The following is a 12,468-nucleotide window of genomic DNA, read 5'->3' as shown; positions in this document are numbered from 1 at the left end:
TTCTTTAGTTATATTTATTAATGTAGGTTTTCGTATCTTCATAAGCAATAATTTAATATAGAAATTATGAAATCGCCATGATTTGGAAACCCAAACACCAATGAAAATAAAGCGATACCATATGACCATTAAAAAACAAATAATTATCAACATATGAAAAAAATTAATGCGTATGCTGCGAAAGAAGCAGGTGCAATACTAGAAAAATTTCAATATGAATTGCCCAAAATAGGCAAGGAAGAAGTCGATATTAAAGTGCATTACTGTGGTATTTGTCATTCTGATTTAAGTATGATTAAAAACGATTGGGGCATGAGCCAATTTCCGTTGGTTCCCGGTCATGAAATTGTTGGTGAGGTTATAGTGTTAGGTAGTGATGTTAAAGGTTTAAAAATCGGTGACAAAGTTGGCATGGGATGGAGTTCCAGTGCTTGTATGCATTGTAACCAATGTTTAGAAGGCAACCAGCATTTGTGTGGGAGTTCACAAGCCACTATTGTAGGACGCCATGGTGGATTTTCCGATGTGGTGCGAGGGCATTGGTCGTGGGTTATTCCATTACCTAAAGGGTTGGATATGGCAAAAGCAGGCCCTTTATTTTGCGGTGGTATTACTGTTTTTAACCCCATCGTGTTGTCTGGTGTAAAACCAACCGATAAAGTAGGTGTGATAGGTGTTGGCGGACTGGGGCATATGGCTATTAAGTTTTTAAAAGCTTGGGGTTGCGAGGTCACAGCTTTTAGTTCCAACCCAAATAAAAAAGAAGTGATTTTAAAAATGGGTGCGCACCATGTGGTCGATTCAACAAAACCAGAAGCTTTGGAAGGTATTGCGGGCACATTAAATTTTATTTTAAACACGACCAATGTATCACTTGATTGGAATTCTTTTTTAACTACTTTAGCACCCCAAGGTAAATTGCATACTGTGGGTGCCGTTTTAGAACCTATGGCTATTCCAGCGTTTAGCTTAATTATGGGTGAAAAATCGGTAGGAGGAAGTCCCATAGGAAGTATTGCTTTAACCAAAAAAATGTTAGAGTTTTGTGTTAGACACAATATATATCCTACGGTGGAAGAATTTAAAATGGAAGACGTTAACAAAGCCATAAAACATTTGGAAGATGGCAAAGCTCGATTTAGAATTGTACTAAAAGCATAAAAATTGATTAATTAAAAATGACTCACTATGGCAAAATCACATGACGCTAAGAAAACGGTTAAAAAGGAACCCCTTTTAACACCAAAAGAAAAGAAAGCAGCGAAACTTTCAAAAAAAGCAAAACGCACTTAAAGTTTAAATCACTTTAATAATTTAACATCAAGACCACTTTATTTAAGTGGTTTTTTATTTAGAATAGTTATTTTTACCACTCATTTTATTACAAGCTATCTATAATGCAACACCTAAAAGCGTACCCAAAGAATCCAGATAAAACAAAACCCAAAGTAACTATGGCGCAAGCCTTTAAAACCATTATTTGGCCTCGGCGCAATCTGGTTTTTATCGGGTTGTTTTTAATAGTGATTAAAAGTATATCCGGGTTAATTTTACCATGGCAAAGTAAAGTATTGTTGGATGAAGTGATACCAAATAAAGATTACTCCCAACTTTATATCTTAATTGCTATTGTGTTAACGGCTATTTTGGTACAAGCAGTCACCTCGTTTTTATTAACACGTATTTTAAGTGTACAAGCGCAGTATTTAATAAGCGAATTACGAGCACAGGTTCAAAAAAAGGTCTTATCGCTGCCCATTAGTTTTTTCGATAACGCAAAATCAGGGGCATTGGTATCGCGCATTATGAGCGATGTTGAAGGGGTTAGAAACCTAATTGGTACGGGCTTGGTGCAATTGGTTGGTGGTAGTTTTACGGCCATAATTTCGCTAATTATTTTAATAAAGATAAACCCGTGGATGACACTTTTTGTGTTTGTACCACTTTCGGTTTTTGGATACATTGCCCTTAAAGCCTTTAAATACATTCGTCCTATTTTTAGAACACGAGGGAAAATAAATGCCGAAGTAACAGGTCGTTTAACAGAAACCTTAGCAGGTGTGCGGGTTATAAAAGCATTTAATGCCGAAGTGCAAGAACAAATGGTGTTCGAAAAAGGGGTTGATAAACTCTATCAAAATGTAAAAAAGAGTTTAACGGCAACGGCTTTTATGACGAGTTCTTCAACATTTCTAATAGGAGTTGCCACCACAGGGATTATGGGCATTGGTGGTCATTATATGATTCAAGGCGAAATGACGACGGGTGATTTTCTGTTCTTCACATTAATTCTTGGTTTTATGATTGCGCCCATTGTACAAATGAGCAATATTGGTAGTCAACTTACCGAAGCATTGGCAGGATTGGACAGAACCGAAGAGCTTATGAATATGACTGCGGAAGAAGATAACAAACAGCGCCATATTCACCTAAAAGAGATAAAAGGAGACATTGCATTTAATGATGTGTCATTTTCTTATGAAGCAGGCAAAGAGGTACTGCATCATATCAACTTTACTGCTCCTGCAGGTTCGGTAACAGCATTGGTGGGAAGTTCGGGATCTGGAAAATCGACTATTGCTGGCTTGTCGGCTACCTTTTTAACACCCAAATCGGGAATAGTTACTATTGATAACCAAGACTTATCTAAAGTAAAATTAAGTACCTATCGCCAATATTTAGGCGTGGTTTTACAAGATGAATTTTTGTTTGAAGGAACCATTAGGGAAAACATCATGTTCCCTAGACCCAACGCCACGGAAAGCGAATTGCAAAGTGCCGTTAAAGCAGCTTATGTAAATGAGTTTACCGACAGGTTTGATGATGGATTGGATACTTTGATTGGCGAACGCGGTGTTAAATTATCGGGCGGACAACGTCAACGTTTGGCTATTGCGCGTGCTATTCTTGCTAATCCAAAAATCATTATCTTAGATGAAGCAACTTCAAGTTTGGATACAGAAAGTGAAGCGCTAATTCAAAAAAGTTTATCAGAATTAGTAAAAGACCGAACGACGATAGTCATTGCACATCGTTTGAGTACCATTAAAAAAGCTGACCAAATACTGGTTATAGAAGCGGGTCATATAGTAGAACGTGGTACACACCAGGAATTGATTGCTCTAGAAGGCAGATATTATGACTTATATACGTATCAAGCGAAAATTTAAAATAGTTTATTATGAAAATTTCAGAAGTAAAACCAAACGAATTTAGTGAGTTCTATGCTAATTATTTGGCATTGGTACCTAAAGAAACAACATTGATTGATGGTTTTAATAAAGATTTAAAAGAGGTTGTTGATTTCTTTCAACATATTCCTGCTATTAAATTAAATTATGCCTATGCGAAAGAAAAATGGCGTGTTAAAGAAGTTTTTCAGCATTTAATAGATACCGAACGTGTTTTTCAGTACCGTTGTTTTTGTATAGCAAGACGTGATAAAACACCATTGCCGGGTTTTGAGCAAGATGATTATATAGCGCCTTCCCAAGCAAAAAATAAAAGTATAGAATCGTTGGTAGAAGAGTTTAAGTCCGTGCGACTAAGTTTTATAGCCTTGCTAAATTCCTTAAGTAATGAAGATTTACAATTTTTAGGCAATGCGAATGGCAATACTATGTCTGCAAGAGCTGCTGCGTTTATTGTTTTAGGGCACAATCAATGGCATATTAATATTATAAAAGAGCGGTATTTGTAAACCTTGCAGTATGTCCTCTAAAACTAAATAACAATCGAATTCAGGCAAAAACCACCTCGTCTTCGGTTTCTTTCGCTGAAACCGAATCCACTCCTCCTTTTAAAGGAGGAGAATTTAAAAGGCAGTAAATATTATAATCATATCTGCCTATAAATTGAAGTTACAAATGGCTCCTTCCCTTTTTTAAGGGAAGGTGGATTTAAATCAGATAAGATTTAAAGACGGAAGGGTAAAACATTTTGAAGGTTAATATATAACTAGACTAAGCTAAACTCACGGCACGTTTTTGGTTTTTTAGAAATAGAAACACAAGCAGTGACAGGATTCCAAAAACAGAAAACCCCATAAACAGAGGTAGAACCGATATTTTAACAAAACTACCTATGTAATTGGCTATGGGAACCGCCATAACTGTAGAAATAAATCCGTTTAAAGCAGCTCCAATACCGGCTATATGTCCTAAAGGTTGCATAGCTAAAGCTCTTAAATTTCCAAATAGAAATCCCACTGCAAAAAATTGCAATGCAAAAAATCCCACTAAAACATAGATGCTTGGGTTGTTTCCAGACCAGAATAACATAACATATAAAATTGAAACAATACAGTAGGCAATAGTTGCCATGAAGCCAATACGCCTCATGCCGAATTTAACAACCAAGGTGCTGTTTAAATAAGTAGCCAGCCCAATAGAGATTGCTAAACTTGCGAAGATATACGGAAACATGTCTGCTAAATGGTACTGACTTTCAAAAATTTGTTGAGAGGTACTTAAATACACCATAAAAGACCCGGTTATAAAGCCTGAAACTAAGGTATAAGCAATGGCTTCAGGGTATTTAAAAAACTCTTTGATACCATTTGTAAATAAATGGGAAGTAAATTTGATGCGTTTTTCCTTAGGAAGCGTTTCAGGTTGGCGTTTCCAAAACCAAAACATAATTAATATTCCGATGACCAGATTAAAATAAAAAATGGCTTCCCAATTAAAAAAGTAAAGGAAAAAAGTGCCTAAAGTCGGTGCAATTACAGGAACTAATATAAAAAACATCACCACGATAGATACTATTTTAGCCATATAATCGCCACTATAAGAATCTCTTACCATAGAAATGCTTAAACTTCTGGGAGATGATAATCCGATGCCCTGCAATATTCTACCAATAATCATCACCTCAAAACTTTTGGTAGTAACACAAATAATGCTAGCAATTATAAAAACGATGAAGCCAATAAAGACAATAGGTTTTCTACCAAAGCTATCTGATAAGGGACCAAAAATGAGTTGTCCGAACCCCAAACCTAAAAAAATCATGGTAATAAGCAATTGGTTATCGTTTGGGTTGGTTATATGCAGTGTTGTGCCAATATCTGGCAAAGCAGGCAACAGCGCATCAATAGACAGTGCTACAATAGACATTAAAGAGGCCATTAAAGTAACAAATTCGAATTTGAAGGTCTGTGATTTTTGCATGGGGCAAAAATACTTTATTATAACTGAACTCATCTTAACTTTTTGTTTTTAACCGAAAATGAGATAAAATTTGTACAGATGAGACGCTTTTTGCTAGGCATAGCATCGCTACGCACAAAAAAAGTAACGAAATATGGATAAATTTTAGCCATTTTTTAGGAAATAGAAAAAGTCAAGATGAGTTCACAGATAAGAAAGTAATACCATTTAATATTTGAGTTAAGATATTATTAAAATGAAGCTTTCTTATGCTAAATAAAATATATTTGTTGCTTCATGTTAAATTCAAAATAAAATCTCACGATGAAGCACATCATTTTTTCTTTTGCCTTATTTTTATTTTTTTCCTGTAGTAGTAATGATAAAGAAGACAAAGAAATAGATTATGTTGCATTGAATGAACAACAAATTAGCGATTATATTGCAGAAAATAATTTAGATGCCCAAAGAAGCGATAGTGGGCTTTATTATATCATTGAAGAACCAGGAACAGGGGATCAACCTACTTCAACTTCTGATGTAACAGTTGCTTATAAAGGTTATTTTTTAAATGGTTCAGTATTTAATCAAAGTAATGCCCAAGGAATTTCATTTAATCTGCAAGAAGTTATTAGAGGTTGGACAGAAGGGATTACCTATTTTAAAGAAGGAGGACGTGGTAAGTTGTTAATACCTGCACACTTAGGTTATGGTAATGTTAGTAGAAAAGGCATACCAGCAGGATTTGTGCTTATTTTTGATATTGAACTTATCGCTGTCAATTAAATAGAAATTATTTTAGTAGTATGACTATACAACCCTTATTAAAATACATAAGTAATTATATAGATTTAACCCCAAATGAGATAGCGATTTTAGAATCTAAAATCACCGTTAGAAAGTATTTAAAAGGGCAATATATTGTGCAACAAGGCGATATCTGCAAATATGAATGCTTTGTGTTATCGGGATGTACCAAAACATTTTATGTTGATAAAGAAGGGCAGGAGCATATCCTTATGTTTTCTATTGAAGATTGGTGGACCTCGGATATGGGCAGTTTTATAACCCAAACACCAGCCGATTTTAATGTTCAGTGTTTGGAAAATTCAGAGTTGGTTATGTTTTCTTATGATGTTATTGAAGATTTATATAGGGACATACCAAAACTAGAACGTTTTTTTAGACAGATTATAGAAAGAGCCTTTGTAGCTTCACAAAAAAGAATTGTTAGAAATTTTAGTCTTTCGGCAAAAGAACAATACCTTTATTTTAGAGACCAATATCCTCTAATCGAACAACGCATCCCTCAGTATATGATAGCATCCTACCTTGGCATTACTAAAGAATTCCTGAGTAAAATTAAAAGTCAGCTTATTTTGGAGCAATGAATATTAAACTAGTTTAACATCATTTAATAATCTATGTCATTTTTTGCACCGTATCTATTTTAGATATTTGTATCAGTAAATTAGTATGGATTTTTTAATCGAAAAAATAAGCGCAGTAAATGATTTAATCCTTCAAGGTAAAGGATTGGAAGCTTTTGAAAATTATTATCATGATAATGTGGTTACGCAAGACAATGATGATGAAGTGTTTGCAGGTAAAGAGATAAACAGAAAGCGCAAAGAAGCATTTTTTGATGCCATAACCGAATTTAGATGTGCAAAACCATTAAAAGTAGCTGTAGGCGAAAAAACAACGATGGTAGAATGGCAATTTGACTTTACACATCAAGACTTAGGTTGTAAAAAATTCACACAAGTGGCTGTTCAAGAATGGCAAGACGGAAAAATTATTAAAGAAAAATTTTATTACGGATTATAAACAAAAACAAACAATGACAAAAATGAAAAAAACAATTAAAAACTTAGTAATCGTAGCTTTTGTAGCATTTACAGCATTCGCTTTCACAAATAAAGCAGTTGAGAAAAAAGAAATTAAAACCGACAAAAGCAAAGTCGTTTGGAAAGGTTATAAAGTAACAGGTTCCCATGAAGGTACGATTGCTATCAAATCGGGTTCTTTAACGTTTGATGGTAATAAATTAATTGGTGGCGAGTTTGTAATTGATATGACAACGATTAGCTCAACAGATTTAGAAGGAGAATATAAAGGGAAATTGGACGGACATTTAAAAGCTGACGATTTCTTTGGTGTTGAAAATCACCCAACATCAACCTTGGTATTTACCAAAGTAACCGCTTCAGGAAAGAATGCGTATAATGTTACTGGCGATTTAACCATTAAAGGAAAAACAAACCCAATAACTTTTACCATTTCAATTTACGGAAGTAAAGCAACGACATCTTTAAAAATAGATAGAACAAAATACGATATAAAATATGGTTCTGCAAACTTTTTTGATGGGTTGAAAGATAAAGCTATTTATGATGAATTTGATTTAGTAGCAGATTTAGAGTTTTAATTAAAAGGTGACTAATAATTATATACAGTAAGTAAAAAGAACGTTTAGAAATGAACGTTCTTTTTGGTTTTAATAGGGTTTTAAAAAGCTTATCTTTGTTTACTTATAAAATACCACTATGTCTTTTAAAAAAATAATAGAACCACTTAAAGATAACTTACAACAAAACGGAATTACAGAACCTAATCCACTTCAAACAAAAATTCTTTCAAAAATAAAAGGAGGCAAAAACTTGTTTGTAATTGCACCAAAAAACTCAGGAAAAACCACAAGTATTGTAATAAGTGTTATTAATAAATTAAAGGAAGCATTTGAAGATGCACCACGTGCTTTAATATTTGTAAAAGACAAAGAAGAAGCTTTAAACCTTGCCGAAATATTCAATACTTATAAAAGAGGCACCGACTTGCGTGTGTACTGTGCTTATGAAGAACATAATCTTGAGCTGCAACGCGAAGAACTTTATTTAGGAACCGATATTGTTATTGCAACCCCAAAGCGCCTAAATAGAATATTTTATCTGAATGGCATTAATTTGAACAAGCTGCAAATGTGTATTGTCGAAGACGCCGAATTTTTATTTAGAAATAATAATTTTGCTGAGGTAACCAGAACGCCCGAAAGTATAGGCAGGTGTCAATACCTAGTGTTTTCCGATAAGTTTGATGATCGTTTTGAGCGTTGGCAAGATAGTTTTATGCATCTTTCCGAAACCATAAAAATGGGCAAATAGCTAAAGCCTTTTATTTAAACGAGTTCGATTTAAAATTTTATTAAATTACGCTAAACTTTCAAAAAGTAAAATTTTGTTTAAGTATCTCAACAAGGTTAACATACAAGGAGTTCTTTTTATATGCATTATAGTATGTCATATTTCAAGCCATTCCCAAAGTAATGAAGACGATTATTACATTCGCTTTGTTGATTCTGCCGATTATTATATAGATGACTATCCTAAAAAGGCCCAAGCTTTTTTAGATTCCATTCCCCAACCCATCGAAGACAAGATTACTGGTCGAGTTGCCGACTACTATGACATAAAAGCTTTAATACATGATGAAAGAGGTGAATATGCACAATTGTATCAAAGTTATATTTTGGCGATAAAGTATGCTGATAAAGAAAAGAATTATGAAGTAGCAGGCTGTGCCAGTTTAGAGCTGTTCGCGAACTTATATTTTGCAAAAAAAAACGCAGTAGCATATAAGTATTTAAATAAAGCAAAAGCTTATTACGAGTTAGATAATAATACTAATGGGCTTCTTGAAGTTAAACAAATGTATGCCTATGCTGAGTTTTCAAACAAAAACTATAAGAAGTGTAATGAGTTAATATTAAATAATTTAGAGACATATAAAGCCGTTAAGGATGATGCTTATTTCTATATGTTTGCAACCTACATGCTAACTTCAAATTATATAGAGTTAGGGAATTTAAACAAGGCTTATACGTATATAAAAGAATTTGAGAGTTTAAAAGATAATTCAACCATCGTAAAATATAACTATGCCTCTTTTAAGGTAAGTATGGACATAAACTTTGCAGAACATTATCTAAAGAATAAAAAGCTAGACTCAGTTTCACATTATTTATCGAAGGCTTCAGAACTTCGAAGTTATATGGGTAATGATTTGGTAAGGAAATATTTTAACCTTAAGGCAGACGTTTATAAATCTTATGGTAAAATTGAAGAAGCCAAAACATATCTTGATTCTATAGCTGTTTTTGAAAGGAAAATGTTTGATAACAATTTAGAAGCTAGTTTTCAATTAAACAATACATTAATAAAAACCGAATCGGAACTGGAAAGTGAAAGTGTTAAAAAATTTTGGAATGGTTTTTTGGCGGTATTTTTATTTTGCCTGTTGTCTTTTTTAAGTATTTTCTATTTAATTTATTATAGAAAGCATAAATGGAAATTGAAGGATTCTATTAATAAGATGAATAATTTATCCTATTTAAAATCGAATAACGAAAAGCTAACAGGAAAAGTGCTTGGTTTGGAAGAATATATCCTTAATTTAAAAAAGGAAGTTAAAGAGGTGTCTATGGTACATGATGTACCGGTTCAGCGTGAAAAAATAAAAGACCTCTATAAAAACCTGCTACATAATTCCTCAACGCTTTTAGATAAAAGTGAAAACCATTTAGAATTGGTTAACGAACTTAATGTTGAATTTTTTAACAGGATACAATCTAAGTATCCTCAATTAAACGATTCGGAAGTAATTACCTGTTATTATTTGTTTATGGACTTTAAAAATAAAGAAATTGCCTTGTTTTTGAATATATCGGTAAGAGCCTTAGAGAGTAAGCGGTATAGAATTTCTAAAAAAATCGATCTTAACACAAAAAAAAACTCATTGCTAGAGCATCTTAAAGAAACGTTTAAGGATACTAAAATAGGTTCGACCATTTAATCTTTGAAATGACCGCAATAAAACACCCTTTTTTCCTTTCTACTTCAAAATAAAGTGCAACCGTAGGCATTATATAAAGATGCCATTCCAATTATTGTTTATTTTTAATTTAAACGAATTCATCATGCAAAACCTTTATTTTACTACAGTGCGTAGTAAATGCGTAGTAAATATTTAACATCATTAATAACAAATGTTAATATTTGCACTGCTATTAATCAATAACTGATTTTTTCAGTGACTTATATGCTTTTGTTTTCTAGTGGTTGGAATTTGATTAAATTTTAAACGTTATCATGTTGGAATTTTAATCTGAAACAAAAGTAGTTATTGACAAAAAAGTTGTTTTTTGGGATTAAAAAAGGGGCCTGATTAGGCTCCTTTTCCATTGTAAACTTTTTAAAATATATAACACACATATAGCTTATGTGTATTCAATAGAATAATAATTAAATTAACAGTAAGCTATATATCGATGGCATTCGATAAAATTAATAACCGCCCAAGGAGAGCTTATAATACCAATTAAAGATAATGTAGAGAGTCAAGTACGAATGCAGGATAGACTTTAAGTTTGGGTTAAATTTGGTTGGTTAATTTCTTGTAATCCGAAAAAGCTCTCTACATGTTACAATCCCTTTTCATTCATTTGGAAAGGGATTTTTTTGTTGGTTTTTGGTGGGTTCTCGGTTCAAGGTTTCGGGTTCAAGGTTCTGGGTTGGTCGAAAAAGGGAAAGGCAAATCGTGATAAGTATCTTTTCGTCGTTTAAAAAAAACTATCTTTCTAACCATCTAACCATCTAACCATCTAACCATCTAACCATCTAACCATCTAACCATCTAACTGTTCATGCTGCATGACGTTTCAAACGTATGTACGATTGTTTTAGGACGGTATTATTTTTTTGCATTTTTTGGAGTTTTTGCAACTTTTTGGATGTTTTGTAGAATTTGTAGTATTTGGAGATTCTGGAGGTTTTTCTATAATCTGTAGTTTCTACATTTTTAACAGTAGGCTACTTTATGTACGGAGTATCTACGGGGTTGGGTGCTGGGTGCTGGGTGTTGGGCTTTTTTTTTTGTTTTATTGATTTAAATTATCATTAAAAAAGTAAATTAGCTATTCAATTATTCAAAAATCAACTAAACCCATGAAAAAATTATTTGTTATTCTTCTTTCTACGTTTTTGTTTACTGCTTGTTTTAAACAGAATTCTGAAACTAAAGAAGAAATACTTCCAGAAGTTTCTGCCGGCACCGTTGGAATCTCCCAAGAGCGCCTTAACCGTATCGATACGTTACTAACAAACGCTATTAAAGATCATAAAATACCCGGTGCCGTAGCGTTAATCGCAAGACACGGAAAAATTGTTTACCATAAAGCCTTTGGGATGGCAAATAATGCCTCGCAAGAAGCCTTGCAATTAGATCATATTTTTAGAATCGCATCGCAATCTAAAGCCATTACGTCTACAGCGGTTATGATGCTTTGGGAAGAAGGGAAGTTTGGTCTAGACGACCCTATTTCTAAATACATTCCAGAATTTGCCAACCCACAGTTGTTGGAATCTTTTAATGAAACAGATTCGTCGTACACCACCAAACCAGCCGATAAACAAATTACTATTAGAAACCTGCTTACACACACCTCGGGTATTGGTTATGGGCAAATCGATGGTGACCCTACTTTCAAAAAAATATATGCCAAAGCAGGCATTGTAGATTTATTTACTACCGAAGATGTAAAAATTGCCGATAATATTAAAAAGTTAGCAAGTCTACCATTGCACCACAATCCTGGTGAAAAATTTACGTATAGCGAAGGATTGGATGTGTTGGGGTATTTTGTTGAAGTGGTTTCAGGAATGCCTTTTGACGTATTTTTAAAAACCCGCATTTTCGACCCTTTGGGAATGAACGATACCCAATTTTATCTTCCAGAGTCTAAATACAACCGCTTGGTAACCGTTCAAACCAAGGAACAAGATAAATGGGTAAAATATCCGGTGACGTTTTACGATACCGATTACCCAAAAACAGGTGCCAAACAATTTTTCTCAGGTGGTGCGGGACTTACCAGTACCGCAAAAGACTATGCTACTTTTTTGGAAATGTATTTAAATCAAGGCGAACTTAATGGTGTTAGGCTTTTAAGCAGAACCACCGTAGAAACCATTTTAACCAACCAAATACCATACATTTCTGAAGAGATATCTGCGGTTCATGGATTGGCATTTGGACTTGTAGATGCCAAAAAACACGATTTAGGAGGTAACAGTAGTGAAGGTACATTTGAATGGGGCGGTTATTTTAACACCCAATATTTTGCTGACCCTAAAGAAGACCTTATTGGCATCCTTTTAAAGCAAACACAAAAAGTAAATGATGATACTGGTGGAAAGTTTAGGCTATTGGTAAATGCTGCTATTGCGGATTAAATATATTCCTGCGAAGGCAGGAATCTTTT

At 33.6% G+C, this 12,468-nt stretch carries 11 protein-coding genes; 10 read left to right on the top strand and 1 reads right to left on the bottom strand.

The window, feature by feature from the left end:
- Positions 1–153: 153 nt before the first annotated feature.
- The 3 genes from ahr (at position 154) to CJ739_RS18910 (ending at position 3,700) form a co-directional block, all read left to right on the top strand.
- A complete protein-coding gene (ahr, locus tag CJ739_RS18920) occupies positions 154–1,161 on the top strand; it encodes an NADPH-dependent aldehyde reductase Ahr (RefSeq protein ID WP_117178176.1) in 1,008 nt (335 codons plus the stop codon).
- 236 nt (positions 1,162–1,397) lie between these two features.
- Positions 1,398–3,170: an ABC transporter ATP-binding protein gene (locus tag CJ739_RS18915; RefSeq protein ID WP_117178174.1), complete on the top strand. Its 1,773-nt coding sequence runs from the start codon at positions 1,398–1,400 to the stop codon at positions 3,168–3,170.
- Positions 3,171–3,181: 11 nt separating this feature from the next.
- On the top strand, positions 3,182–3,700 hold the full coding sequence (locus tag CJ739_RS18910) for a DinB family protein (protein ID WP_117178172.1): 519 nt from the start codon (positions 3,182–3,184) through the stop codon (positions 3,698–3,700).
- A gap of 262 nt (positions 3,701–3,962) precedes the next feature.
- Here the strand turns inward: CJ739_RS18910 and CJ739_RS18905 are convergent, their stop codons facing one another.
- Entirely contained in the window at positions 3,963–5,204 is a 1,242-nt protein-coding gene (locus tag CJ739_RS18905) for a multidrug effflux MFS transporter (protein WP_409446129.1), read from the bottom strand.
- A gap of 270 nt (positions 5,205–5,474) precedes the next feature.
- On the opposite strand from CJ739_RS18905, the gene CJ739_RS18900 reads away from it, so the two are divergent.
- The 7 genes from CJ739_RS18900 (at position 5,475) to CJ739_RS18870 (ending at position 12,439) form a co-directional block, all read left to right on the top strand.
- Positions 5,475–5,936, top strand: coding sequence for an FKBP-type peptidyl-prolyl cis-trans isomerase (locus CJ739_RS18900; protein WP_117178167.1), 462 nt, complete (start codon positions 5,475–5,477; stop codon positions 5,934–5,936).
- Positions 5,937–5,956: 20 nt separating this feature from the next.
- A complete protein-coding gene (locus tag CJ739_RS18895) occupies positions 5,957–6,541 on the top strand; it encodes a Crp/Fnr family transcriptional regulator (protein WP_117178165.1) in 585 nt (194 codons plus the stop codon).
- An 85-nt stretch (positions 6,542–6,626) separates the two neighbouring features.
- On the top strand, positions 6,627–6,980 hold the full coding sequence (locus tag CJ739_RS18890; protein ID WP_117178163.1) for a SnoaL-like domain-containing protein: 354 nt from the start codon (positions 6,627–6,629) through the stop codon (positions 6,978–6,980).
- 22 nt (positions 6,981–7,002) lie between these two features.
- A complete protein-coding gene (locus CJ739_RS18885; protein ID WP_117179141.1) occupies positions 7,003–7,581 on the top strand; it encodes a YceI family protein in 579 nt (192 codons plus the stop codon).
- A gap of 118 nt (positions 7,582–7,699) precedes the next feature.
- Positions 7,700–8,314 carry a DEAD/DEAH box helicase gene (locus tag CJ739_RS18880; protein WP_117178161.1) on the top strand — a complete coding sequence of 205 codons (615 nt, stop codon included), beginning with the start codon at positions 7,700–7,702 and terminating at the stop codon, positions 8,312–8,314.
- Between the two features lie 73 nt (positions 8,315–8,387).
- Positions 8,388–10,001: a helix-turn-helix transcriptional regulator gene (locus CJ739_RS18875; RefSeq protein ID WP_117178159.1), complete on the top strand. Its 1,614-nt coding sequence runs from the start codon at positions 8,388–8,390 to the stop codon at positions 9,999–10,001.
- Positions 10,002–11,152: 1,151 nt separating this feature from the next.
- A complete protein-coding gene (locus CJ739_RS18870; protein ID WP_117178157.1) occupies positions 11,153–12,439 on the top strand; it encodes a serine hydrolase domain-containing protein in 1,287 nt (428 codons plus the stop codon).
- Positions 12,440–12,468 lie beyond the last annotated feature (29 nt).

Origin of the sequence: Mariniflexile sp. TRM1-10, from assembly GCF_003425985.1 — a bacterium.
GTDB lineage: Bacteria > Bacteroidota > Bacteroidia > Flavobacteriales > Flavobacteriaceae > Mariniflexile.
Note: the sequence above shows the minus strand (reverse complement) of the source record. Positions and strands in the feature narration are given on the sequence as shown.

Coding starts and splice junctions, on each gene's coding strand:
- CJ739_RS18915 (WP_117178174.1), top strand. CDS start 1,398: ATGCAACACCTAAAAGCGTACCCAAAGAATCCAGATAAAACAAAACCC.
- CJ739_RS18900 (WP_117178167.1), top strand. CDS start 5,475: ATGAAGCACATCATTTTTTCTTTTGCCTTATTTTTATTTTTTTCCTGT.
- ahr (WP_117178176.1), top strand. CDS start 154: ATGAAAAAAATTAATGCGTATGCTGCGAAAGAAGCAGGTGCAATACTA.
- CJ739_RS18870 (WP_117178157.1), top strand. CDS start 11,153: ATGAAAAAATTATTTGTTATTCTTCTTTCTACGTTTTTGTTTACTGCT.
- CJ739_RS18905 (WP_409446129.1), bottom strand. CDS start 5,204: ATGAGTTCAGTTATAATAAAGTATTTTTGCCCCATGCAAAAATCACAG.
- CJ739_RS18910 (WP_117178172.1), top strand. CDS start 3,182: ATGAAAATTTCAGAAGTAAAACCAAACGAATTTAGTGAGTTCTATGCT.
- CJ739_RS18885 (WP_117179141.1), top strand. CDS start 7,003: ATGAAAAAAACAATTAAAAACTTAGTAATCGTAGCTTTTGTAGCATTT.
- CJ739_RS18890 (WP_117178163.1), top strand. CDS start 6,627: ATGGATTTTTTAATCGAAAAAATAAGCGCAGTAAATGATTTAATCCTT.
- CJ739_RS18880 (WP_117178161.1), top strand. CDS start 7,700: ATGTCTTTTAAAAAAATAATAGAACCACTTAAAGATAACTTACAACAA.
- CJ739_RS18895 (WP_117178165.1), top strand. CDS start 5,957: ATGACTATACAACCCTTATTAAAATACATAAGTAATTATATAGATTTA.